This is a genomic window from Xylophilus rhododendri, assembly GCF_009906855.1.
In the GTDB taxonomy this organism is placed as follows: domain Bacteria; phylum Pseudomonadota; class Gammaproteobacteria; order Burkholderiales; family Burkholderiaceae_C; genus Xylophilus; species Xylophilus rhododendri.
Genome location: NZ_CP047650.1, coordinates 609,207 through 630,762, shown reverse-complemented (window position 1 = coordinate 630,762; position 21,556 = coordinate 609,207). Strand labels below are relative to the sequence as shown.

General features: G+C 66.0%; 25 protein-coding genes. 18 read left to right on the top strand and 7 right to left on the bottom strand.

The window, feature by feature from the left end; all coding sequences use genetic code 11:
* Positions 1-58 precede the first annotated feature (58 nt).
* From GT347_RS28015 to GT347_RS02940, 4 genes are all read left to right on the top strand, one after another.
* Positions 59-304 carry a nicotinate-nucleotide--dimethylbenzimidazole phosphoribosyltransferase gene (locus tag GT347_RS28015; RefSeq protein WP_407704133.1) on the top strand — a complete coding sequence of 82 codons (246 nt, stop codon included), beginning with the start codon at positions 59-61 and terminating at the stop codon, positions 302-304.
* A gap of 231 nt (positions 305-535) precedes the next feature.
* The gene (locus tag GT347_RS02950; RefSeq protein WP_160550551.1) at positions 536-1,804 is read left to right on the top strand and encodes a hypothetical protein; all 1,269 of its coding nucleotides are present in this window, start codon (positions 536-538) and stop codon (positions 1,802-1,804) included.
* 85 nt (positions 1,805-1,889) lie between these two features.
* Complete coding sequence (locus GT347_RS02945; protein ID WP_160550550.1) at positions 1,890-3,059, top strand: hypothetical protein; 1,170 nt, start codon at positions 1,890-1,892, stop codon at positions 3,057-3,059.
* Positions 3,056-4,248, top strand: a protein-coding gene (locus GT347_RS02940; protein WP_160550549.1) for an IS3 family transposase whose coding sequence is annotated in 2 segments (ribosomal slippage) — positions 3,056-3,329 and positions 3,329-4,248 — 1,194 coding nt in all. Because the reading frame shifts where the segments join, the coding sequence is not laid out codon by codon here. Before GT347_RS02945 ends, GT347_RS02940 begins: the two co-directional genes overlap by 4 nt.
* 179 nt (positions 4,249-4,427) lie before the next feature.
* Here GT347_RS02940 and GT347_RS02935 read toward each other — a convergent pair.
* On the bottom strand, positions 4,428-5,381 hold the full coding sequence (locus GT347_RS02935) for an AraC family transcriptional regulator (RefSeq protein WP_160550548.1): 954 nt from the start codon (positions 5,379-5,381) through the stop codon (positions 4,428-4,430).
* 143 nt (positions 5,382-5,524) lie between these two features.
* Between GT347_RS02935 and GT347_RS02930 the strand changes: the two genes are divergently transcribed.
* Positions 5,525-6,280, top strand: coding sequence for an SDR family NAD(P)-dependent oxidoreductase (locus GT347_RS02930; protein ID WP_160550547.1), 756 nt, complete (start codon positions 5,525-5,527; stop codon positions 6,278-6,280).
* An 18-nt stretch (positions 6,281-6,298) separates the two neighbouring features.
* Here GT347_RS02930 and GT347_RS02925 read toward each other — a convergent pair whose 3' ends face one another.
* On the bottom strand, positions 6,299-7,102 hold the full coding sequence (locus tag GT347_RS02925; RefSeq protein ID WP_160550546.1) for a hypothetical protein: 804 nt from the start codon (positions 7,100-7,102) through the stop codon (positions 6,299-6,301).
* 179 nt (positions 7,103-7,281) lie between these two features.
* On the opposite strand from GT347_RS02925, the gene GT347_RS02920 reads away from it, so the two are divergent.
* The 4 genes from GT347_RS02920 to GT347_RS02905 all read left to right on the top strand — a co-directional run bounded on the left by GT347_RS02920 (position 7,282) and on the right by GT347_RS02905 (position 9,661).
* Entirely contained in the window at positions 7,282-8,253 is a 972-nt protein-coding gene (locus GT347_RS02920) for an MBL fold metallo-hydrolase (protein ID WP_160550545.1), read from the top strand.
* Positions 8,254-8,261: 8 nt separating this feature from the next.
* A complete protein-coding gene (locus tag GT347_RS02915; RefSeq protein ID WP_160550544.1) occupies positions 8,262-8,768 on the top strand; it encodes a GNAT family N-acetyltransferase in 507 nt (168 codons plus the stop codon).
* Positions 8,769-8,855: 87 nt separating this feature from the next.
* Positions 8,856-9,107, top strand: coding sequence for a hypothetical protein (locus GT347_RS02910; RefSeq protein ID WP_160550543.1), 252 nt, complete (start codon positions 8,856-8,858; stop codon positions 9,105-9,107).
* Between the two features lie 143 nt (positions 9,108-9,250).
* Positions 9,251-9,661 carry a hypothetical protein gene (locus GT347_RS02905; RefSeq protein ID WP_160550542.1) on the top strand — a complete coding sequence of 137 codons (411 nt, stop codon included), beginning with the start codon at positions 9,251-9,253 and terminating at the stop codon, positions 9,659-9,661.
* Here GT347_RS02905 and GT347_RS02900 read toward each other — a convergent pair.
* Both GT347_RS02900 and nth read right to left on the bottom strand, forming a co-directional pair.
* Entirely contained in the window at positions 9,651-10,340 is a 690-nt protein-coding gene (locus GT347_RS02900) for a hypothetical protein (protein WP_160550541.1), read from the bottom strand. The two genes, GT347_RS02905 and GT347_RS02900, sit on opposite strands and share 11 nt — an antisense overlap.
* 267 nt (positions 10,341-10,607) lie before the next feature.
* Positions 10,608-11,255 carry an endonuclease III gene (gene nth, locus GT347_RS02895; RefSeq protein ID WP_160550540.1) on the bottom strand — a complete coding sequence of 216 codons (648 nt, stop codon included), beginning with the start codon at positions 11,253-11,255 and terminating at the stop codon, positions 10,608-10,610.
* A gap of 101 nt (positions 11,256-11,356) precedes the next feature.
* Between nth and GT347_RS02890 the strand changes: the two genes are divergently transcribed.
* From GT347_RS02890 to GT347_RS02875, 4 genes are all read left to right on the top strand, one after another.
* Positions 11,357-11,749 (top strand): hypothetical protein, encoded by a 393-nt coding sequence (locus GT347_RS02890; protein ID WP_160550539.1) that lies wholly within the window; start codon positions 11,357-11,359, stop codon positions 11,747-11,749.
* A gap of 13 nt (positions 11,750-11,762) precedes the next feature.
* Entirely contained in the window at positions 11,763-12,569 is an 807-nt protein-coding gene (locus GT347_RS02885) for a hypothetical protein (protein ID WP_160550538.1), read from the top strand.
* A 129-nt stretch (positions 12,570-12,698) separates the two neighbouring features.
* Positions 12,699-13,883: an aminotransferase-like domain-containing protein gene (locus GT347_RS02880; protein ID WP_160550537.1), complete on the top strand. Its 1,185-nt coding sequence runs from the start codon at positions 12,699-12,701 to the stop codon at positions 13,881-13,883.
* Positions 13,884-13,905: 22 nt separating this feature from the next.
* Positions 13,906-14,241: a DUF6172 family protein gene (locus tag GT347_RS02875; RefSeq protein ID WP_160550536.1), complete on the top strand. Its 336-nt coding sequence runs from the start codon at positions 13,906-13,908 to the stop codon at positions 14,239-14,241.
* On the opposite strand, the gene GT347_RS02870 is transcribed toward GT347_RS02875, so the two are convergent.
* Positions 14,238-15,518: a DEAD/DEAH box helicase gene (locus GT347_RS02870; RefSeq protein ID WP_160550535.1), complete on the bottom strand. Its 1,281-nt coding sequence runs from the start codon at positions 15,516-15,518 to the stop codon at positions 14,238-14,240. The genes GT347_RS02875 and GT347_RS02870 overlap by 4 nt on opposite strands.
* A gap of 215 nt (positions 15,519-15,733) precedes the next feature.
* Here GT347_RS02870 and GT347_RS02865 point away from each other — a divergent pair, with 215 nt between their 5' ends.
* Genes GT347_RS02865 through trxC form a run of 4 tightly spaced genes read left to right on the top strand, consistent with a single transcriptional unit; the run spans position 15,734 to position 18,797 of the window.
* The gene (locus tag GT347_RS02865; RefSeq protein ID WP_229722647.1) at positions 15,734-17,032 is read left to right on the top strand and encodes a Glu/Leu/Phe/Val family dehydrogenase; all 1,299 of its coding nucleotides are present in this window, start codon (positions 15,734-15,736) and stop codon (positions 17,030-17,032) included.
* Between the two features lie 24 nt (positions 17,033-17,056).
* Positions 17,057-17,977: an EamA family transporter gene (locus GT347_RS02860; protein ID WP_229722646.1), complete on the top strand. Its 921-nt coding sequence runs from the start codon at positions 17,057-17,059 to the stop codon at positions 17,975-17,977.
* 45 nt (positions 17,978-18,022) lie between these two features.
* Positions 18,023-18,349 carry a hypothetical protein gene (locus GT347_RS02855; RefSeq protein ID WP_229722644.1) on the top strand — a complete coding sequence of 109 codons (327 nt, stop codon included), beginning with the start codon at positions 18,023-18,025 and terminating at the stop codon, positions 18,347-18,349.
* Between the two features lie 13 nt (positions 18,350-18,362).
* On the top strand, positions 18,363-18,797 hold the full coding sequence (trxC, locus tag GT347_RS02850; RefSeq protein ID WP_160550534.1) for a thioredoxin TrxC: 435 nt from the start codon (positions 18,363-18,365) through the stop codon (positions 18,795-18,797).
* A 6-nt stretch (positions 18,798-18,803) separates the two neighbouring features.
* On the opposite strand, the gene GT347_RS02845 is transcribed toward trxC, so the two are convergent.
* Together GT347_RS02845 and GT347_RS02840 are read right to left on the bottom strand one after the other, a co-directional pair.
* Positions 18,804-19,283 carry a cupin domain-containing protein gene (locus GT347_RS02845; protein WP_160550533.1) on the bottom strand — a complete coding sequence of 160 codons (480 nt, stop codon included), beginning with the start codon at positions 19,281-19,283 and terminating at the stop codon, positions 18,804-18,806.
* An 82-nt stretch (positions 19,284-19,365) separates the two neighbouring features.
* Positions 19,366-20,502: an alpha-hydroxy acid oxidase gene (locus GT347_RS02840; protein ID WP_229722881.1), complete on the bottom strand. Its 1,137-nt coding sequence runs from the start codon at positions 20,500-20,502 to the stop codon at positions 19,366-19,368.
* Between the two features lie 165 nt (positions 20,503-20,667).
* Between GT347_RS02840 and GT347_RS02835 the strand changes: the two genes are divergently transcribed.
* The gene (locus GT347_RS02835) at positions 20,668-21,540 is read left to right on the top strand and encodes a LysR family transcriptional regulator (RefSeq protein WP_160550531.1); all 873 of its coding nucleotides are present in this window, start codon (positions 20,668-20,670) and stop codon (positions 21,538-21,540) included.
* Positions 21,541-21,556: the final 16 nt, after the last annotated feature.

Below are 21,556 nucleotides of genomic sequence, written 5' to 3'. Positions count from 1 at the left end.
TCTATCGCTCGGCGCTCGGCTACATCGCCCACCTCGGCCTGATCGGCAAGGTCGCCGGATGAACATCGCGGCCGGCCATGACCGCCGCCCAGCGCGACCAGGTCCTGGCCAAAGGCCAGTCGCTGCTGCCCGCCTGGTCGGCGTGCCGCTGGAGGAGTGCACCGGTGCCGGCACCGGCCTGGACGAGACCGGCATTGCCCGCAAGGTGGCCATGCTGCGCGGCGTGCTGACCCTGCATGCCGGCCTGCCTGGTGTTGCAGGAGATGGCGAGTTTCGAGGCGGCGGGGGGTCGACGGCCGCATAGCGGCTTTTGCGCAGCGCCCATGGACTCAATGGGCTATTGAGAAAGAGAAGTCGGCGCGCACAATCATTTGGCAGGAATGAATTTTCTGCCGATGCCGACCCATTTCAATACCTGACGCGGTAATCACGCAGGTGAAGCCACGTCCTGGCCGGTGCTTCAATGTCCGAATTGACAAATGTCGGTAGGCGCGATTCTTTCACACCGGGCGGCGGCCCATTTCGTGGAGAAAACATGGCTACCTATTTCAAGCTTATTGAAAATCCATCAGTCTCCATGGAGCTGACGGGCAATGGCATGACGGTGTATTTGCAAGACACGGCGCGGGATCGGCGCGTCTCCATTCATTATAATAATGACCACGTTGAGTTGCTCCCGCGAGAGCCGGGTGCGCATGCGCTGTCGGCGCAGAAATTAATTCCGACTGAGCCGTACAAGGCGGCGCAAGGCAAGTTGAAGGTTTCCACCCAGGATCATCCGAAGCTTGACTGGGTGGGTGTCTGGACGGACACCTGGGAGATTCACACCAGCACACAAATTCTGTCCACGCCGGCCACGTTCAGCGTGTCGGTGGGCAAGCCGGCTGTGGTGAAGCCGATAGCGGCCGATTATCCTGATCTCACCCTGCAGTTCGCTGTGTTCAACGAGCCGCCGGAAGACATGACCCGGCTGTTTTGCTATGTCGATACTTTTGCAGAAAAGGACTGGGTTTACGTGGCGCTGTCCACGACGATTTTTATCGAGGGGCGCAGGTTCACCTTCATGTTGAACGGCAGATACGCCGGACACATAGCGAATGACGGCACATTGCATCGCTTGAACGATCATGGCACAGGGGACGGTTTTCGCTCGGTGGGCTGCAGCGCAAAGCCGGGCGACAAATTCGAACTTTTGCTGGGAGACGAAAAAGGCATCGTGGTGTACAGCACCATCCTGGGTATTTCCGCGGAGTTGCAGGGATCGAAAATATTGCTGAAAGCGGCGGAATCGCTGCTGGCCAGTGGCGTCGATTATTATTTCTTTCTTGACGGGGGGCATGCCGGCCGGATCGCCAACAATAAAGTCGATCACGAGTGGACGGGCGGAGTTTTGAAGGATGGCGCGCGGCAATATTTCCGCGACGGCGCAAAGCTGGGAGATGTCTTCGAAGTGCGCAGGGGTACGGTACAAGGCCCTGTGATTTTCAGCGTCATGCTCGGTGTGTTGGCTTGGCTGGATAATGGAATTATCTATCTGCGGCTTCCAGGCAAGTTCGCCATGCAAGGCGCGGGAATTTACGAGTGGCAACGCAACGGTGAGTACAGCGGGCACTTGCATAATGGATCCCTCTACTACTGGGGGATCAGCGAAAAGACTGCTGAGACCTGTCTCTTTCACAAATACGACGGTGTACGCGGAGAAGTGCTGGAACTGCGCGAGGGCGGTGCCAAGGGGCCGGTGATTTACCGTACCGCTATTGGCTATACCTCCGACAAGAGCTTGATCGGCAAGATCGCGGGTTGACGTGGGATGTGCTGTACATGCTTGGTGGCGTTGGGTTGAACGGGCCATGCGATTGAGTGTGTGGGCGCACACAAACGCTCGTGCAATGGCTATGGTGCAAGCCAACCAATCGCAGGAGGCCATGATGCCGAGTTATCTGAAAGTCACTGCAAGTCCTGAGGGGGTTTCGCCGGGCATATGGGAAATGGGCTTTTCCGCTCAATTCCTGGATCATTCCAGCGGCGGCTACACCTGCACCGTTCGTTATGGATGCAACCAATTTGAACTTGTCCTGGATTCAGAGCATCCGGATTATCCGGGAGCTCCGGAGCTTACATACAGTCGTATTCTGATTCCGACCGAGCCAATTAAAGCAGCCCAAGGCAAGGTAAAAATATCCGAAAAAGACCAGTCGAGCGTGAAATTTGACGGATGGGGAGCGGAACTGACCATGAACTGGCAGGAGATGATACGTCTGCCCACGCCTCCCGGTTTCAGCGTTTCGTTCGGTGCGCCTGTCGAATTGGTACCGTTACCCGAAAAATATCCGGATCTCAGGCTGCGGATAACTCTTTTCAATGAACCGGCTGATTTCTGGCCGCCTGCTAATATTTACATCAAGGCGCGTCGTGAGGATGACTGGGTGCATTTTGACATGTCCACGGCGGTGCTTCACGAAGGATCTTGGCATGGTTTTTATCTGAATGGAAAATATATCGGAGACATCGACAAGGCCATCATTCACTACCTGACGGGCTGGCTTGACAGCGGCATCAATTTGCACTTGGGTAACGGAGGTGCAAAGCCCGGCGATTTCTTCGAGGTGAGGCTGGCTCGGCAAAACGGTTTTGATGTCGTCTACAGCAGCTGTCTGGACCTTTCGCTGTCGTGGGACGCGGGCAAGAGCACGCTGCAGATTTCCAAGGTACTTTTCGACGGTCCCGAGCGATTCAGCTTCTGGCGTAATGGAGAACGTTTCGGCGCCATCGGCAAGGGTGGCGCCGAAAGTTGGTGCATCGGGGATTCGCGCGAAGGCATCAGCACCTATTATCACAGTGGCGGCGCCGCCGGCGATGTGCTGGAAGTGCGTCGGGGCGAAAAGGACGGCCCCGTGGTTTGCCGCATCACTCTTGGAATCGTGGCCTGGCTGGATGGTCAGGTCATGCATCTGAAAATTGCCAAGGCTTTGTTCGCCAAGACTGCCGGTATGTCCTGGTCTAATTTCCAAAGACAAGTCGATAGGGGATTCAAACCCCTGAGGACAACTGGAACATGACGAACCGCCTTCCCCGCCGCAGCTTCGACGAGGCCTTCAAGCTTCAAGTCGTCAAGATGATCCGAGAGCAGAACCTGAGCGTGCCACAGGTCTGCAGAGACATGAGCCTGACCGACAGCGCGGTGCGCCGTTGGGTCGAGCAATACGATGCAGAGAGTGCAGGCCAGCCCGGCATTGGCAAGCCTTTGACCGAGGAGCAACGGCGTATTCGTCAGCTCGAAGCAGAGCTGCGGCAACTGCGCCAGGACAACGACATCTTAAAAAAAGCATCGGCCTTCTTCGCCCGGGAACTGAAGTAATCCACCGCGTGATTGCTCAGTGGCAGAAGAAGGCCGAGACAGTTGCAGTGAGCACGCTGTGTCGTGTCTTGAGTGTCAGCCGAGCAGGTTATTACGCAGCTCTTAAACGAGCAGCTCGGCCTGCCGTAATCGAGCCCATTGAGGTGCAATTGAAGGCCGCATTTACAGCGAGCGGGCGCAGTTACGGCAGCCGTCGGTTGCGTGCTGCGCTCGAGGTCCAGGGCATTGACGTTGGCCGCTGGCGCATACGCCGACTAATGCGCGAACACCGCCTGCAGCCAAGCTGGAAGCGCAAATTCGTTCACACCACCGACAGCCGCCACACGCTGCCGGTGGCTGCAAACGTGCTGCAGCGGCAATTCGCGCCAGCCTCGGCCAATCAAGCTTGGGTGGCAGACATCACCTATATCCGGACTCGCAGCGGCTGGCTTTATCTGGCTGCCGTCCTGGACCTGTATTCACGCAAGTTGATTGGCTGGGCTACTGCACCGAGCATGCCGGCAGAGCTGGTCTGTGCGGCTTTGGAGATGGCCATTGGCCAACGAAAACCCAGCCCCGGCTTGATCGTGCATACCGACCGGGGCAGTCAATATGCCAGCGAGCTTCATCGCGACGTACTGCAACGCCACGGCCTGCTGGCCAGCATGAGCGGCAAGGGCAACTGCTGGGACAACGCGGTGATGGAGCGCTTCTTCTTGAACTTGAAGATGGAGCGCGTCTGGCAGCGCGACTACGCCAATCACGCTGAGGCTGCTGCAGACATCGGCGACTACATCGTCGGCTTCTACAACAGCACTCGACTGCATTCGACATTGGGTTATCTGCCGCCCAACGCCTTCGAGCGAAAAATGGCAGCAACACGCCCTATCGAACTGTCCGAAAATTCTTGACCAGGACAGTATGCATGGCTGGACCATCAATGGTCAATACAGTGGACACATCGATGGAGGCACCACATATTATTGGAATCCTTACCTGGAACTCGACGGCAATGTTTACCTGCACCGGGATGGGGAATGCGCGGCGATGTATTGGAGTTGCGCCGCGGCGGTGATAACGGCCCTGTGATCTACAAATCCGTTCTGGGATATACGTCCGATGCGGCATTGGCGGCCAAGCCGCCGCAGGGCTGAATTGAAGGGGAACCAGAATTGCAGGCGGCCTGCTTATCCCGCCCCGGCGGCAGGCCGAACATGCGGCCGTATTCCCGCGTGAACTGCGGCACGCTTTCATAACCCACGGCAAAAGCCGCGCTGCTGGCCGAGGCGCCCTCGGCCACCATGCGCCGCCGCGCCTCGATCAGCCGCAGCTGCTTCTGGAACTGCAGCGGCGACAGCGAGGTCACCGCCCGGAAGTGATGGTGGAAGGACGAGGCGCTCATGCCCGCCGTCTGCGCCAGGCGCTCCACCGGCAGCGGCCGGTCGAATTCGGCGCGCAGCAGCGCCACCGCCCGCGCCACCCGGCTGGCCTGGCTCTCGGGCCGGCCCAGCTGCCGGATGGCCGCGCCGTGGCGGCCGGCCAATAGCCAGTAATGCCATTCGCGCACGCCCTGGTCCTGCAGGATGGGCAGCGCTTGCGGACGGTCGAGCAGGCGCATCAGGCGCAGCGCCGCGTCGGCCACCTCGGTGTCGGTGGGCACGGCGCGGGCGGCCTGGTGGTCGTCGCCGTGGGCGGCCTGCATCTGCATCGTCAGCTCGCCGATCACGGCCAGGTCCAGCTCCAGCACCAGCGACAGGTAGGGCTCGGCCGGCGTGGCGCGGGTGACCTGGCTGACGGTGGGCAGGTCGGCGGCGATCAGCAGCGAATCGCCCGGCGCCAGGGACCAGGTCTGTCGGGCCACCGCCACCTGCTTGCTGCCCTGCAGCACCAGGCAGACCAGGGGTTTGTAGATGTCGTGCACCAGCCCGCTGGGCTGCTCGGCGCGCACGGCGATCAGGCCGGGAATGGGCGTTCGGGCAATGCCGTTCGCATCGGCAAAGGTGTCCGCGTGGCGGCGCACCGACTGGAGCAGGGTCTCGGTCATGACGCGAGCCTAAGGGGCGCGGGTGGCGCGCGATAGGGGCCTGGAGGAACAGGCAAGGAACGGCGAGCTTCCGGTAAAGACGGCGGAGTCCGCGATTCCTAGCATCGGCCCGTCCCCAAACAACACCAGCACGGAGTTTTCGCATGAGCAAGATCACCCTCGTCACCGGCGCCAGCCGCGGCCTCGGCCGCAATACCGCCCAGCACATCGCCCGCAGCGGCGGCGATGTGGTGCTGACCTATCAAAGCCGCCGCGAGGAGGCGCTGGCGGCTGTCGCCGAGATCCGGGGCCTGGGTCAGCGCGCCGTCGCGCTGCAGCTCGATACCGGCAGCGTCGCCGGCTTCGCGGATTTCGCGCAGCGGCTGCGCGAGGCGCTGCGCCAGACCTGGCAGCGCGAGCAGTTCGACCACCTCGTCAACAACGCCGGCCACGGCGAATACGCCGCCTTCGAATCGACCACCGAGGCGCAGTTCGACGGGCTGGTGAACGTGCACCTGAAGGGCATCTTCTTCCTGACGCAAGCCCTGCTGCCTTTGCTGGCCGACGGCGGGCGCATCGTCAACCTGTCCTCGGGCCTGACCCGCATGGTGCTGCCCGGTTATGCGGCCTACGCCACCATGAAGGGCGCGGTGGAGACCTTGAGCCTGTACATGGCCAAGGAGCTGGGGCCGCGCGGCATCGCGGTCAATACCGTGGCGCCGGGCGCCATCGAGACCGATTTCGGCGGCGGCGTGGTGCGCGACAACCCGGAGATCAACCGCCACATCGCCGAGCGCACGGCGCTGGGCCGGGTCGGGCTGCCGGACGACATCGGGCCGATGGTCGCCAGCCTGCTGGCGGACGGCAACCGCTGGATCAATGCCCAGCGCATCGAGGTGTCGGGCGGGCAGGGGCTCTGACGTTGCTGTGGCCCGGCTTCAGCCGCGGGAGCCGGCGCCGGCGCGGGCGCCCGGGGCGGCCCGGTCCACGCATTCCTGCATGTACTGCTGGAACAGTACGAGGCATTCCCGGTACTGGGCATCGCTGAGCCCGGGCTCGAAGAGGCTGCGCTGCGGCGAGCCCGGCGACGGCTCGCGGCGCCGTGCCTGCACGACGACCTGCTCGGCGGCGCGCAGGCACCGGGCCACATGTCCCGGCGCATGCTCCAGCAGTTCGTCGATCGGGCGTGCCAACCAGTCGGCGGGGCGCCCGGCGAGCAGCGAAGCGATGTGGGGACGCAGCGGCAGATCCAGCAGCCGGGACAGGGCCACGAGCTGGAGCAGCCGGTCTTCGGGATCGCGCGGCAGGGGCGCCGCATCCGGCGAGGCGGGCTTCCTGAGCAGGTCGACCAGCGTGCCAGCGGCATAGGTGGTGAAGCTGCCCAGCTGCCGTTCGACCGGCGTTGGCGCGCGCGGCATGGCCACTTCCTGATCCCTGCGCCGGCCCCAGTGCCGGCGCGCGTGCTCCCAGGCCTGCTGCAGCCCGGCGTCGATGGCGACATGGCCCCGCTCGGCCAGCCGGTGCACCCGCCAGCCGTCCAGCCCGCCGGGCCGCCACTGCGCGCCTTCGAGCCGGTGGGTGAGCAGCCAGGCGAGCGAGCCGTGCGTGGGCGGCGTCTGCATGTCCAGCGTCCGGTCGACCGGCAGCGGCGTGAGGGGCGGGGCGCCGTGGTGCGGGTCCTGGCAATGCGGGCCGGCCGGGGCAGGGCGGACCGGGACGGCTTGGGGGCTCCATTCGGACATAGGGCTTGGCTTTCCTGCGGATGAAAGCGCGCATGCTGGCGTGGCCAGGGCGGCGGCCGCCGACGAAGCCGCAAGCAAGTCCGGCCCGCCGCAGCGCGGCGATGAAGGCGAAGTGGCTGCACAGGCAGCGAAGCGCGCGACATACTCGCGGATTTCCGGCCCACCCTTTCGGAGACTCCATGAAGCCAATCCATCGTCTCGCCGCCGCCGCCGCAGTGTCGGCCTTCGCCCTGCTGGCCGCACCGGCCTGGGCCCAGAACGTCAAGGTCACGCCGCTCGGCGGCATCGACGGCGAGTTCTGCCCGCAGGACCGCGCACTGATCTTCGAAGACCCCAACGGCACCCGCATCCTCTACGACCCGGGCCGCACCGTGGCCGGCGCCGCCGATCCGCGCCTGGGCAAGATCGACATCCTGCTGGTCAGCCACATGCACGGCGACCACCTGGGCAATGCGCACAACGCGGCGCCCAACGCGGGCAGCTGCGCGGCGCCGGACGTGTCCGTGTCCGACTACCCCAACTCCAACGCCGTCAACATCGCGCTGGCCAAGAACTCGAAGATCGTGGTGGGCAGCGACATGCCGCCCTTCTTCGCCGCCAAGCTCAAGGCCCTGGGCGGCAATCCGGCCAATGCCATGCTGGCGCGCTTCGGCGGCAGCGTGACGGTGGGCGGGGTGAAGATCGCCACCGTCACGGCGATGCACAGCAACGGCGTGGAGCCCGAATACATCGGCGGCGAACTCGGCAAGGCGATGAAGGAGGCCGGCATCTACGGCGATGTGGGCCTGGCCACCGGCTATGTGCTGACCTTCAGCAACGGGCTGGTGACCTATCTGTCGGGCGACACCGGCATCACCGCCGACCAGGAACGGGTGGTGCGCGACCTCTATCACGCCAAACTGGCGGTGATGAACATGGGCGACGGCTTCACCACCGGCCCGGCCGAGGCGGCTTATGTGATGAACGAGCTGGTCAAGCCCGCCGCGGTGATCGCCTCGCATGCCAACGAGGTGGGCACGGTGGGCGGCAAGGTGCGGCCGGGCAGCAAGACCGAGGCCTTCGTCAAGGCGGTCAAGGTGCCGGTGTTCGTGCCGCTGTCGGGCATCACCATGGAATTCACATCGCGCGGTGCCTGCGCGGCCGGCTGCTGAAGCCGCACATGGGCGCCGCGCCGATCGACATCGTGCAGGGCTACCACCCCGGGGCCCTGGGGCGCATCGTGGAGATGCATGCCCTGTTCTATGCAGCGCACGCCGGCTTCGGCCAGGTGTTCGAAAGCCAAGTCGCCTGCGGCCTGGCCGAGTTCGCCGGGCGGCTGGGCGATGCACGTAACGGGCTGTGGACGGCGGTGAGCGCCGGCCGTGTCGTCGGCTCGGTCGCCATCGACGGCAAGGGCTTCGCCGACGGCCATGCGCACCTGCGCTGGTTCATCGTGGATGGCGGCCAGCGCGGCGGCGGCCTGGGCAAGGCGCTGCTGCAGCGGGCGCTGGCCTTCTGCGACGAACACCGCTTCGCCGAAACCCGGCTCTGGACCTTCGAGGGGCTGGACGCCGCCCGCCGCCTGTACGAAGCCCAGGGCTTCGTGCTGAAGCAGCAGCAGGCGGGCGCGCAATGGGGCAGCGAGGTGCAGGAGCAGTTGTTCGTCCGGCAGCAAGGCCCGGCTTAGGCCGAAACCCGGGCGGGGCGATGGCTGACAGGCAGGGCGCCCTCACGCAGGCAATCTGCACCCATCTCAACGTTTTCAGGAGAGAACATGAAAAAGATCGCATTCGCCCTCATCGCTTCGCTGGCCGTCCTGGGTGCACAGGCACAAGTGGGCAAGGCGGCCGACCAGGCCACCGACGCAGCCCAGCACAAGATCGACCAGAAGCAGGCCGAGAGCAAGGCCAAGGAAAGCGGCCCCATCGGCAAGGCAGTGAACAACACCAAGGCCGAGTACCACAAGAAGAGCGCCGAGCACGACGCCAAGAGCGCCAAGAAGTCGCTGGAGAAGGCCGGCTCCTGAGTCGGCATCCCGCTTCGGGCGGGCCACCATGCATGGGGACCTTCGGGTCCCCTTTTCGTTGGTGGGATTCCTCGACCCATTCGCCCTATTGAGTCTGCCCGCCGAATGCGAAGAATGATCGCTTTCGAAAGCGGGGACTCGCAATGGCAACCTACCTCAAGATCCATGGCCTTCAGTGGGGCCATGCCGATTCGAAGCGGATCAATGCGATAGCGGCGTTTGGCGGCAAGGGCGATGGCAAATCTGTCCGGATCGGCTGGGACGTCCCCGCCATGGAAACCTTCCAGCGCGCCGGTGAGCGGCGCGAATTTCCTCTGGAGACGCCGGCGGACAAGCGCGCTGCCGACAAGCTGCTGATCTCGCACGCAAACCAGCAAAGCATCAGGTGCCTGGGCAAGGTATTCGAGGTCAAGGACGCCGCCAACGGCAATCGATTGAGCTCCTTGCCTGCCCCTGCAGATTTCACCGTGGAAGTTGGCAGGCGGATGCTCGTCAGGCCCGGCTCCGATGAGTTCCGAAACCTGGAAGTGGAGTTCACTCTGCTCAACGAGTAGCCGCAGCCGCAGGCGGAGTGCAGAACGGATATTGCGCGCTGCCCATGCCATCGATGCGGTCCAGGCACTGCTCGACATATTCAGTGAATGTCGCCAGCGCGGTGTCCGTCTGCTGCGCCGTTGCGAACTCCGGCGGATCGTCCCGCGTGCAGGCGACCAGTCCGTCATGGATGTCCTCCGCCAGCCCGGCGACCGTACCGGGCCGGCGCACGAAGATCAGATCGGCACGGTGATGCCGGCTGCGCTCTGCCGTGGCCCGGCAACCCAGGCGTTCCGGCACGGCCACGTCCAGGATGTAGGCGGCGGCTGCGATGCGCAGGTCCTTCTGCGCGGCTCTGTAGAGGCTGTCCTGTGCGTCGGGCAGCTCCAGTTCCAGGTCCTGCAGCAGCAGGCCGCTGAAGACATGGACCAGGTTGGTGACGAGCCGGTCGGCCGGCTCCAGGCTGTCGGTGCCTGGGCCTGCGGCGACACGAGCGGACAACATGGCGGGCAGCTTGCGGCGCAGGGCCGGCAGGAAGACGGGCGCCGGTGCCTGCGCAGCGCCGCCGCTGTCGCTGTAGCGGCGTTGCGCGTGCTGCCAGGCGTTCTGCAGCAGCCGCTGGTCGTCGGGGGCGCTTTCCCCTTCGGCCAGGCTCACCGCCATGGTCTGCACGGCGGGCGCGTCGAGGCCATAGGCCATCAGCCAGGCAAGCGGCCCGTAGGGTGAGGGGGAGTCGATGCCCGACGGCTGGGGTCGAGACGCGGCTGGTACCGGTGCAGCGCCCGGTCCGCGGAAAAGGGCACTGGCGAAGCGTTGAACGCGCCGGGCGAAGAAAACATGCGCAAAGCCTTATCGATGTCGGATGGTGGCGAGCATGTTTTCGGCAAGGCCGTCGGCCGGGGCGCCGGGAGCCGAAGCACCGCGCCGTCGGGCGAAGCGGCACCCGGGCCGGCGGCTGCGCCTGGCTCAGCGGGTGCGCGGCGCCGGTGTCTTCGGCTTGTAGTCGCAGTACTGCGCCACCGCGCATTGCCAGCACTTGGGCGTGCGGGCGACGCAGACATAACGCCCGTGCAGGATCAGCCAGTGGTGGGCATGCAGCATGAAGGGCTTGGGGATGCGCTTCATCAGCTTCATCTCCACCGCCAGCACATCCTTGCCCGGCGCCAGGCCGGTGCGGTTGGAGACGCGGAAGATGTGCGTGTCGACCGCCATGGTTTCCGCGCCGAAGGCCACGTTCAGCACCACATTGGCCGTCTTGCGGCCCACGCCGGGCAGCGACTCCAGCGCGTCGCGGGTCTGCGGCACCTCGCCGCCGTACTGGTCCACCAGGATGCGGCAGGTGGCCAGCAGGTTCTTCGCCTTGTTGCGATAGAGGCCGATGGTCTTGATCGAGGCCTCCACCTTCTCCAGCCCCAGGTCCAGCAGACCTTGCGGCGTGTTGGCCAGCGGCCAGAGCCTCGCCAGGGCCTTGTTCACGCCGACATCGGTGGCCTGCGCCGACAGCAGCACGGCGGCCAGCAGTTCGAAGGGCGTGGTGTATTCCAGCTCGGTTTTAGGCTCGGGATTGGCGACCTGCAGGGTGGCGAAGAAAGGGGTGATGTCGGCGACTTTCATGCGGCGAGTCTAGGCCCGGTGTCCCTGGATGGCGCTAGTGGTCTATTGGGAAATGGAAAGGAGAACCCAACAATCGATCGCTCATGCTGGAGGGCCACGATATGGCGACCTATCTGAAGATTGGCGGCGACATGGTGTATTACCTGAGATCGGACCAGATCGTGTTGGGCATCGTGCTCGACGGCGCCCACCTGATCGTCTCGTTCAGCAATCCGGATATCGAATGGGTTCGGCTCGACGGCTTGCCCTTTGGCCCTCCCATCGAGACTCCGCCGGACAAGCAGGCCGAGCGCAAAGTCAAGATGTCGAATGCCGATCTGAGCAGCACGACATGGAGCGGGATCGCTGCCCAGTACGGCCCCCCCGGCGGGGCGATGACGCAATGGCCCGTTCCGCCCAACTTCACCTTGCGGCTGAACACGCCTCGAACCGTCCGACCCGCGCCCACTCACGCGCCGGAACTGGGCATCGAATTCATGCTGCTCAACGAGTGATCGCGGCGAGGCCATGGTCCGGCGGCAGGCCGCCTGCATTGCCACGCCGGTTCGGGTGAGCCGTTCGGCCCACGCGGCGCATGAATGGCTGCTGGCATTGCGGTCATCTAATGACGCAGATGATTTGACCATGGATCTCAAAATGCCGACCTATCTTCGAGTCAATGGAACGGAATTAGTGCTGCAGCAAGACGGCTTCAAGCTGATCGGGCCTTACGACTATTGCACAGTGTTTGCCAGGTATGTCATGCCCGGCATTGAGAGTACCTTGACCTATCCCGGCGCCAGCAGCTATACGCCAATTGAAACGCCAGCCAACAAGTCGGCCGAGCAGAAGACCTTGATTTTAAACGCCAATCAGAACCGGCTGGATTGCCGCGGGCACACGACGGAGCTGATGCGTCCCGGTGGATTCCTGGAATATTGGCCTGCTGGCAAGGCTTTTACTCTGGAATTGAATAAGCCGGTCCTCGTGGTGCCGGCGCCGGAGAAGAATCCTGGCATGGCCGCTTGGATCACACTGCTACATGAGTCGCACGAAAGTGTTGATTTTCCCTATGAGATTGAGCTTAAGCTCGAGGGGAATTATCTCTGGATGAAAATTTCCGAGAAGATATTTGCCGACAAGATTTACTGTGGATTTTATCTCAATGGGGATTATTTTGGCCATATTGATAATGGTGGGGTGTCGTACTGGTACGGGCACGGTGTGTCCACGGGGTTCCGGCATCTGGGCCGAGGCAGCGTGAAGAAGGGCGACCTCCTCGAAGCCCGCAAGGGAGGGGAGGGCGGCCCCGCCGTGTACGCCCACGTGTTTTAACGCACTGCCTTGGCGGGCACGGGTCCGCGAGCACTGCGACAATGGAAGGCTTCGCGTACTGCCAAGAGCCGGTTCACCGCCTGGCGCCAGCGCGCGAAACCTCCTCAAAGACTCATCGCTCCTGCCGCCATGCAATTCGCCGACCGCCTCCAGAACGTCGAAACCTCCGCCATCCGTGAACTCTTCAAGCTGCTGGGAACGCCCGGCATCGTCAGTTTCGCGGGCGGTTTTCCGGACAGCGCGATGTTCGACGTGGACGGCATCCGCGAAGCCAGCCAGCGTGCGCTGGACGAGGCGGGCGCCCTGCAGTACGGCGCCACCGAGGGCTACGAGCCGCTGCGCAGCGAGCTGTCGGCCTTCATGAAGGGCAAGGGCGTGGACGTGGCGCCGCAGGGCCTGATCGTCACCACCGGCAGCCAGCAGGCGCTGGACCTGATCGGCAAGACGCTGATCGGCCCGGGCGACAAGGTGATCGTGGAAGGCCCGACCTTCCTGGCCACCATCCAGTGCTTCCGCCTCTACGGCGCGCAGCTGATCAGCGCGCCGATCGACGGCGAGGGCGTGAAGACCGACGAGCTGGAAAAGCTGATCGAGGAACACAGGCCCAAGTTCGTCTACCTGATTCCCACCTTCGGCAATCCCAGCGGCGCGCTGCTGAACCTGGAACGCCGCAAGAAGGTGCTGGAGATGGCGGTGAAGCACAACACCGTGATCGTGGAGGACGACCCCTACGGCGACCTGTACTTCACCGAAACCCCGCCGCCGCCCAGCCTGATGGCCCTCACCGCCCAGGTGCCCGGCAGCCGCGAGCTGCTGGTGCACTGCGGCAGCATGAGCAAGGTGCTGAGCCCCGGCCTGCGTGTGGGCTGGATGATCGCCCCGCCCGCGCTGCTGGCCAACGCCGTGATGTGCAAGCAGTTCAGCGATGCCCACACCAGCACCTTCGCCCAGGCCACCGCCGCCCAGTACCTGAAGAGCGGCCGCATGCCCGCCACGCTGGCCCGTGTGCGCCAGGTCTATGCCGGGCGCTGCGATGCCATGGCCGACGCGCTGAAGGCCGATCTGGGCGACGCCGTCACCTTCACCAAGCCGCAGGGCGGCCTGTTCTTCTGGGCGCGCCTGACCGGTGCGAATGGCGGCCCGACCGATGCCAGCGCCTTCGCCAAGAAGGCCATCGAGCAGCTGGTGGCCTTCGTGCCCGGTGCGCCTTTCTTCGCCGAGAAGCCCGATGTCGCGACCCTGCGGCTGAGCTTCGCCACGGCCGACGTCGCCAGGATCAAGGATGGCATCGCCCGCCTGGCAAAAGCCCTTTGAGGCCACGCCGCGATAATCCGGCATGAGAAAAACTTTTTCGCTTGCCATCGAAGGCAAGAACCGCGACCGCCTGCTGGACGCGGCCAAGCACGACATCCGCAAATACCTGAAGCGCGAACGCCGCCGCGACCTGCCCGCCGGCGTGGATTTCTGGGACTTCGACTGCCGCTTCGGCCTCACGCAGGAGACCGCCGAACGGGTGCACCTGGGCAGCCTGATCGACTCGGTGAACGCGGCCGCCGCGGCCGGTGCCGACAGCTTCTATGTGGAGATCCTCGCCGCCCACGGCGTGCGCAAGCCGCGTGAACCGGGCTCGGCGCCGGACGCCGACAGCGTCCATTTCGGCGAAGACGACTAGGCCTTCGTCTTGTCCCCAGCGGCCGCTGCCAACGCAGCAGCGGCCCGCAACTTGTCCTTCTTGCTCGGCCGCTTGCCCTTCACGCCGCCCGTGCCGGCCAGCGTCTCGGCCGAGGGCGCGGCCTGCGGTGCTTCCACTTCCACCGGTTCGAAGCCGGCGATCGTCTCGCGCGGGATCGCCAGGCCGTTGCGTTTCTCTATCAGGCGGAAGTGCGCCTCGGTCGACGCGCTGACGAAGCTGATCGCGGTGCCGCTGGCGCCGGCGCGGCCGGTGCGGCCGATGCGGTGCACATAGTCCACGGCCGAGCGCGGCAGGTCGTAGTTGACGACCACACCCATGGCCTCGATGTCGATGCCGCGCGCGGCCAGGTCGGTGGTCAGCAGCAGGTCCCAGCGGCCGGTCTTGAACTCGTCGAGGATCTGCTGGCGCGCGCCCTGGCTCAGGTCGCCGTGGAAGGCGGTGGCGAAGACGCCGTTCTTGTAGAGCTTGTCGGCCGCCGTCTCGGCGGCGTAGCGGGTGGCCATGAAGACCAGCGCACGCTTCCAGCCGTGCTCCTTCTGCAGGTGGCGCAGCAGGGCGGTGCGGCGGGAGGTGTCGACCCGAATGGCGCGCTGGTGGATGTCGGGCTTGCCTTCGTCCGTCGCGGCGATGGCGATGCGCACCGGCTCGTGCAGCAGGCCCTGGGCCAGGGCCTCGACCTCGGGCGGGAAGGTGGCGGAGAAAAAGAGGTTCTGGCGGCGCGCGGGCAGCAGGGCCAGCACACGCTTCAGTTCTTCGGCGAAACCCAGGTCCAGCAGCCGGTCGGCTTCGTCCAGCACCAGGGTCTCGACGGCCGACAGGCGCAGGGCGTTGTGCTCGATCAGATCGAGCAGGCGGCCGGGCGTGGCGACCACCACTTCCGCGCCGCCGCGCAATCCCATCATCTGCGGGTTGATCGAGACCCCGCCGTAGACCACCGCCACCCGCGGCTGCTGCGGCAGGGCCGCGGCCAGTTCGGCCAGCAGCTCACCCACCTGCACCGCCAGCTCGCGCGTGGGCACCAGCACCAGGGCGCGCACCGGGCGGCGCCGGTCGGGCGCGGCAGCGGGCAGGCGCTGCAGCAGGGGCAGGGCGTAGGCGGCGGTCTTGCCCGAGCCGGTCTGGGCGGTGGCCAGCAGGTCGGCACCGTTCAGGGCTGGCGGGATGGCCTCGGCCTGGATCTGCGTCGGCACGGAAAAGCCGAGGGCGCCGATGGCGTGGACGAGTTCGGGACAAAGGCCGAGGGCGGAAAAGGGCATGGAGGCTGGGCCGGCGAGGGGCCCTGGGACGGAGCGGGGGAGGGCCGATTGTCGTGGATGACGGCCCCGCCCACGCGGGCGGCAGGGTGTTGGAAGGTCTTATGGCCATCTATGCATAACATGCATACGGCCGCTGCATGGGCTCTTGGGCTGGACCGGCGTCCGCGTTATCGTGCGCCATCGCTTCTCTTTCGCAACCCAAGGGTCTTGTCATCATGAGTACGTCCACCACCAACGCCATGCAGCTCAACGCGCTGTCCTTCGTGCAGCCGACGCCCACCAGCGCCTGGGGCACCTACCTCTCGCAGGTCGACCGCGTGATGCCTTACCTGGGCAAGTTGCAGCGCTGGTCGGAAACCCTGAAGCGCCCCAAGCGCGCGCTGATCGTGGACGTGCCGATCGAACTCGACAACGGCACCATCGCCCACTTCGAGGGCTATCGCGTCCAGCACAACCTCTCGCGCGGCCCCGGCAAGGGCGGCGTGCGTTTCCACCCCGACGTCACGCTGGAAGAAGTGATGGCCCTGTCGGCCTGGATGACGGTGAAGTGCGCCGCGGTGAACCTGCCCTACGGCGGCGCCAAGGGCGGCATCCGGGTCGATCCCAAGAAGCTCTCGATGAACGAGCTGGAGAAGATGACCCGCCGCTACACCAGCGAGATCGGCCTGATCATCGGCCCGCAGCAGGACATCCCCGCGCCGGACGTGAACACCAATTCCCAGATCATGGCCTGGATGATGGACACCTACTCCATGAACACCGGCGCCACCGCCACCGGCGTGGTGACGGGCAAGCCGATCCACCTGGGCGGTTCGCTGGGCCGCGTGAAGGCCACCGGCCGCGGTGTTTTCGTCACCGGCCGCGAAGCCGCCCGCCGCATCGGCCTGGACCTGCGCGGCGCCCGTGTCGCGGTGCAGGGCTTCGGCAACGTGGGCTCGATCGCCGCCGAACTCTTCGCCGAGGCCGGCGCCAAGGTGGTGGCGGTGCAGGACCACACCGGCACCGTCTTCAACGGCGACGGTTTCGACGTGGCCAAGCTGATGGAAGCCGGCCGCCGCGAAGGCGTGGTCAGCCTGGCCGGTGCCGAGCGCATCGACAACGAAGCCTTCTGGGACGTGGAGTGCGACATCCTGATCCCCGCCGCCCTGGAAGGCCAGGTGACCGCCGAGCGCGCCCGCAAGACCAAGGCCAAGCTGGTGCTCGAAGGCGCCAACGGCCCGACGGTGCCCGAGGCCGACGACATCCTGGCCGAGCGCGGCGTGCTGGTAGTGCCCGACGTGATCTGCAATGCCGGCGGCGTGACCGTGTCCTACTTCGAATGGGTGCAGGATTTCTCCTCCTTCTTCTGGACCGAGGACGAGATCAACCAGCGCCTGGACCAGATCATGGTGAATGCCCTGAACCACATCTGGGACACGGCCGACCAGCATAAGATCAGCCTTCGCACCGCCACCTTCACCGTGTCCTGCGAACGCATCCTGGCGGCCCGCCAGGAACGCGGCCTCTACCCCTGATCTGTTGTCCGACGTGAGTCAGCCTTGAACGAAGCGCCCGCCGCTTCATCCCCATCCTCCACGCACGGCGGTGCCAGCAACTGGCCCGCCGTGCTGGCTTTGGTGGGCTCCATGGCCTCGCTGGCCGCGGGTGCCTCGTTCGCCACCCAGCTGTTCCCGCGGGTGGGTGCCACCGGCACGACCTTGCTGCGGGTGGGTTTCGCATCGCTGCTGCTGCTGATCTTCTGGCGGCCCTGGCGGGTGCGATGGGAGCGGCGCGAACTGGGCGGTGTGCTGCTGTTCGGGCTGGCGCTGGGCGGCATGAACCTGTGCTTCTACCTGTCGCTGCGCACGGTGCCGCTGGGCGTGGCGATCGCCATCGAGCTGCTCGGGCCGCTGGCGGTGGCGGTCACGCATTCGCATCGCAGCCGCGATTTCATCTGGATCGCCGTGGCGGCCGCCGGCATCGCGCTGCTGCTGCCGATGGGCGATTTCGCGCGCTCGCTCGATCCGCGCGGGCTGGGTTTCGCGCTGGCCGCCGGTGCGCTGTGGGCGGCCTACATCGTGCTGGGCAAACGGGTGGCGCGGCGCAACCCGGGGCCGGCGCTGGCGCTGGGCCTGTCGGTGGGCACGCTGCTGGCCCTGCCTTTCGGTGTGATGACGGCCGGCAGCCATCTGCTGACACCGGCGATGCTGGGCGCCGGCCTGGCGCTGGCGCTGCTGTCGAGCGCGTTGCCGTATTCGCTGGAGATGTTCGCGCTGCGCCGCCTGCCGACCCAGACCTTCGGTGTGCTGCTGAGCCTGGAGCCGGTGCTGGGCGCGATGTCGGGCTGGCTGTTCCTGCACCAGCGGCTGGGCGCCATCCAGTGGCTGGCGATCCTGTGTGTGGTGGCCGCCTCGGTGGGTGTGGCCGCCAGCGGCATGCCGGGTGAGGAGCCGCCGCCCGTCGGCCCCGAGCCGCCCTGAAGCCGGCCCTCTTGCAAGTGGCGGGGGCGCCCTCAGCTTCCCTGCATGAGCACCTCCACCAAGCAAACCCTTCCCCGTAACGCAGCCCTGCTGGCAGGGCTGCTGGAACGCCTCGAAGCCGGCAACCATGCCGATGCGGCCCAGTACCGCGACGTGGCGCACCGTCTCGCGGAAGAACTCAAGACCCTGCCGCGCGATGCCGCCACCGATGCGCTGCTGAGCGCCTCGCCGGCCGCCGCGACGATCTACGAGAACCTCTACTACGAGCAGGCCGGCCTGTGCCGCACCCAGCTGGAGCTGGCCACCGCGGCCGAGCTGGCCGCGCGCGAGTTCATCGCCCGCGCCAGCCGTCCGGCGGCATCTCCCACCTGAGCGGGAGACGGGCATGAGCGATCCGCAGCACATCGTCTGTCCGCACTGCCACACCACCAACCGGGTGGCGGCGGACGACCGGGCGCAGGCCGATTGCGGCAAGTGCCACCAGCCGCTGTTCACCGGCCATTCGGTGGCGCTGGACCAGGCCGCGTTCGAGCGCCATATCGGCCGCAGCGACATCCCGGTGCTGGTGGATTTCTGGGCGCCCTGGTGCGGCCCCTGCCGGCAGATGGCGCCGGCCTACGAGCAGGCGGCAGGCCAGCTGGAGCCTGCGATGCGCCTGGCCAAGGTGGATACCGAGGCGGTGCCGGCGCTGGGCTCGCGCTTCAACATCCGCAGCATTCCCACGCTGGCGCTGTTCAAGGGCGGCCGGGAAGTGGCCCGCCAGGCCGGCGCCATGGGCGCCGCCGACATCGTGCGCTGGGTGCGCATGCACGGCGGCTGACCGGCCTCAGGCCCCGTCGGTCATGTCGCGCCACCACCGCACCAGGCGGTTGGCGCCGTGCACCGTCCAGGACTTGCGCACATGCTGCGGCACCGTCCAGGTCGCCACGGTGCCCACGTGGAAGAAAGCGTGGTCGCCGGGCTTCAGCGTGAACTTGCGGCCCTGGTAGCTCACCTCGGCCAGCCCTTCCTGGATGTAGACGGCTTCGTCGCCGGCATAGGTCCAGTCGAAGGTGGAAGGGCCGTCGGCGGCCCAGATGCCGGAGACGGTCTTGCCATCGGCCGAGGTGGCGTACGCGGTTCCGCGGAAGTTGGGCTTGCCCTGCGTGACCCGGGCTTCGGGCGCTTCGTAACTGGCCAGCGGCATCGAGATCGAAGCTTCGGACGGGTCCGGCATGCGTTCCACATGCTCGACCGCGTCGTAGGCGGTTACGGCGGCCAGGGTGACAAGCACGCCGCAGGCAAAGGCGATCACGGTTTTCTTCATGGGGAACGGGGAAGCGGCAGCGTCTGTTGAGTCGGCCCGATTATTCCCCAGGACGCTTCCCGTCTTTACATTTGCGCAACATTCATGAGGGCATCAGGTGCTGCGGGCCGACTTCGGACGGGCTCTGCACACCGAGCAAGGCCATGTTGCGGGCGATCTCGGAGGCCAGCACGCCGATCGCATGCTGCACGCCCGGCTGGCCGGCGATGGCGCCCGCGTAGTTGAAGGGCCGGCCGACGAAGACGAAGTCGGCGCCCAGGGCCAGCGCGGTCAGCACATCGTTGCCGCGGCGGAAACCGCTGTCGATCATCAGCGGGTAGTCCGCTCCCAGCGCCGCACGAACCGCCGGCAGCACCCGCAGCGGCGCCACCACGCCGTCGAGCTGACGGCCGCCGTGGTTGGACAGCACGATGCCGTCGGCACCCTCGTCGCGGGCGCGCAGGGCATCGTCCACATGCAGGATGCCCTTGACGATCAGCCGGCCCTTCCAGCGCTGGCGGATCAGCGCGAAATGCTCCCAGCTCAGGTGGTCGCGCGCGCCGAAGTCGCGCATCACGTTCGAGGCCAGGATGGGCGCGCCGCGCTTGGCATGCGAGTTCTCGAAATGCGGCATGCCGTGGTTCACCAGCGTGCGCAGGGCGGTGCCGAAGAGCCAGCCGGGATGGGTGATGCCGTCCCAGGCCAGGCGCGGGCCGGGCCGCAGCGGGGTGGAGAAACGGGCGCGGATATTGTTCTCGCGGTTGCCGGAGACGGGCACGTCCACCGTCACCACCAGGGTGCCGAAGCCGGCGGCCTCGACGCGGTCGAGCAGGGCCAGGATGCGGTCGTTCTCGCCCGGCACATAGGCCTGGAACCAGGCGTCGGGGTTGGCCTGGGCGACGTCCTCCATGCGGATCAGCGAGGAGCCGCTCATGATCATCGGGATGCCGGTGGCCGCGGCCGCCTGCGCCTGGATCAGGTCGCCGCGATAGGCCGACAGGGCGCTGATGCCCATGGGCGCGATGCCGAAGGGCGCGGCCCAGCGCTTGCCGAACAGCTCGGTGGCCAGCGTGCGTTTCGAGGTGTTGACCAGCGCCCGGCTGACCCATTCGTAGTCCTCGAACACGCTGCGGTTGCGGCCCAGGCTGCGGTCGGTCTCGCAGCCGCCGGACACATAGGCAAAGATCGGCGCGGGCAGGTGTTTCTTCGCGGCGACTTCGAAATCGTCCAGCGACAGCATGCGGCGCAGCCGGGGCGGAATCTGCCGCGCCAGCGAGTTGGGCGGCGCGGTATGGCTGAAGACGGGGTAGTTCTCGAGGTCGATGGTGGGCTGCATGCGCCGATGCTAGTGGCGCCACCGGTTTCGACGCGCGATGATTCGTCGTTCCACCCTCAAGAAATCCTCATGAAATTCCACTCGCTCGCCACATTGACGGCGGTGCTGCGCCACGGCAGCTTCGCGGCCGCCGCGGAGCATGTGAACGTGACACCCAGCGCGGTCAGCCTGCAGATGAAGCAGCTGGAGGAGTATTTCCGCCAGCCGCTGTTCGACCGCTCCGGCCGCAGCGTGCGGCCCACGCCCTTCGCCGAGCAGCTCGCCCGCACGGTAGACCGGGCGATCGAGGACATCGAGGCCCTGCGCAACGTGGCCGACCTGGAGCTGGCCGGCCGGGTGCGCCTGGGCATCACCGAATCGGCCCAGACCACGCTGCTGCCGCGCGCCTTCGCCGACCTGCAGCGGCAGGCGCCGCAGATCCAGCTGCAGATCGAGCGCGGCACCACGCCAGGGCTGCTCAACAGCCTGAAGGCCGGGCTGCTGGACGTGGCCGTGGTGTTCCGACCGTCCACCGGGGGATCGAGCCGCCTGCGCTGGACCGACCTGGGCCGGGAGCGTTTCGTGCTGCTGGTGCCCGATTCGCTGACGCCGGGCGGCGTGGCCGACACGCTGCGGGCGCAGCCCTGGATCCGCATCGACCGCGAACTGGTCGCCGGCAAGCTGGCCGCGCGGTTCGTGGATTCGCTGGTACCCAACAAGCAGGCCCTGGTCGACCTGCCGGGCGTGGAGGCCATCGTGGCCATGGTGGCGATGGGCATCGGTGTATCGGTGCTGCCGGAATTGCGGCCCGAACTGCTGGGTGCCTATCCGGTGCGGGAGGTGAGCCTGGGCCGGCAGGCGCCGGTGCGGCAAATGGCGCTGGTGCGGCGCGCAGCCGATGGCGGCAATCGGCGCATCGACCGGGTGGAGCAGGCCTTCCTGAACGCGCTTGCGCCGGTTTGATTGCATTCGATATAAT

Excerpts from the sequence above, each read along its gene's own strand:
- GT347_RS02925 (WP_160550546.1), bottom strand. The coding sequence starts at position 7,102 with ATGTCCGAATGGAGCCCCCAAGCCGTCCCGGTCCGCCCTGCCCCGGCC.
- GT347_RS02865 (WP_229722647.1), top strand. The coding sequence starts at position 15,734 with ATGAGTACGTCCACCACCAACGCCATGCAGCTCAACGCGCTGTCCTTC.
- GT347_RS02935 (WP_160550548.1), bottom strand. The coding sequence starts at position 5,381 with ATGACCGAGACCCTGCTCCAGTCGGTGCGCCGCCACGCGGACACCTTT.
- GT347_RS02930 (WP_160550547.1), top strand. The coding sequence starts at position 5,525 with ATGAGCAAGATCACCCTCGTCACCGGCGCCAGCCGCGGCCTCGGCCGC.
- GT347_RS02880 (WP_160550537.1), top strand. The coding sequence starts at position 12,699 with ATGCAATTCGCCGACCGCCTCCAGAACGTCGAAACCTCCGCCATCCGT.
- GT347_RS02870 (WP_160550535.1), bottom strand. The coding sequence starts at position 15,518 with ATGCCCTTTTCCGCCCTCGGCCTTTGTCCCGAACTCGTCCACGCCATC.
- GT347_RS02890 (WP_160550539.1), top strand. The coding sequence starts at position 11,357 with ATGGCGACCTATCTGAAGATTGGCGGCGACATGGTGTATTACCTGAGA.
- GT347_RS02900 (WP_160550541.1), bottom strand. The coding sequence starts at position 10,340 with ATGGCCTATGGCCTCGACGCGCCCGCCGTGCAGACCATGGCGGTGAGC.
- trxC (WP_160550534.1), top strand. The coding sequence starts at position 18,363 with ATGAGCGATCCGCAGCACATCGTCTGTCCGCACTGCCACACCACCAAC.
- GT347_RS28015 (WP_407704133.1), top strand. The coding sequence starts at position 59 with ATGAACATCGCGGCCGGCCATGACCGCCGCCCAGCGCGACCAGGTCCT.
- GT347_RS02885 (WP_160550538.1), top strand. The coding sequence starts at position 11,763 with ATGGTCCGGCGGCAGGCCGCCTGCATTGCCACGCCGGTTCGGGTGAGC.
- GT347_RS02840 (WP_229722881.1), bottom strand. The coding sequence starts at position 20,502 with ATGCTGTCGCTGGACGATTTCGAAGTCGCCGCGAAGAAACACCTGCCC.
- GT347_RS02835 (WP_160550531.1), top strand. The coding sequence starts at position 20,668 with ATGAAATTCCACTCGCTCGCCACATTGACGGCGGTGCTGCGCCACGGC.
- GT347_RS02855 (WP_229722644.1), top strand. The coding sequence starts at position 18,023 with ATGAGCACCTCCACCAAGCAAACCCTTCCCCGTAACGCAGCCCTGCTG.
- GT347_RS02905 (WP_160550542.1), top strand. The coding sequence starts at position 9,251 with ATGGCAACCTACCTCAAGATCCATGGCCTTCAGTGGGGCCATGCCGAT.
- GT347_RS02910 (WP_160550543.1), top strand. The coding sequence starts at position 8,856 with ATGAAAAAGATCGCATTCGCCCTCATCGCTTCGCTGGCCGTCCTGGGT.
- GT347_RS02920 (WP_160550545.1), top strand. The coding sequence starts at position 7,282 with ATGAAGCCAATCCATCGTCTCGCCGCCGCCGCCGCAGTGTCGGCCTTC.
- nth (WP_160550540.1), bottom strand. The coding sequence starts at position 11,255 with ATGAAAGTCGCCGACATCACCCCTTTCTTCGCCACCCTGCAGGTCGCC.
- GT347_RS02950 (WP_160550551.1), top strand. The coding sequence starts at position 536 with ATGGCTACCTATTTCAAGCTTATTGAAAATCCATCAGTCTCCATGGAG.
- GT347_RS02945 (WP_160550550.1), top strand. The coding sequence starts at position 1,890 with ATGGCTATGGTGCAAGCCAACCAATCGCAGGAGGCCATGATGCCGAGT.
- GT347_RS02915 (WP_160550544.1), top strand. The coding sequence starts at position 8,262 with ATGGGCGCCGCGCCGATCGACATCGTGCAGGGCTACCACCCCGGGGCC.
- GT347_RS02875 (WP_160550536.1), top strand. The coding sequence starts at position 13,906 with ATGAGAAAAACTTTTTCGCTTGCCATCGAAGGCAAGAACCGCGACCGC.
- GT347_RS02845 (WP_160550533.1), bottom strand. The coding sequence starts at position 19,283 with ATGAAGAAAACCGTGATCGCCTTTGCCTGCGGCGTGCTTGTCACCCTG.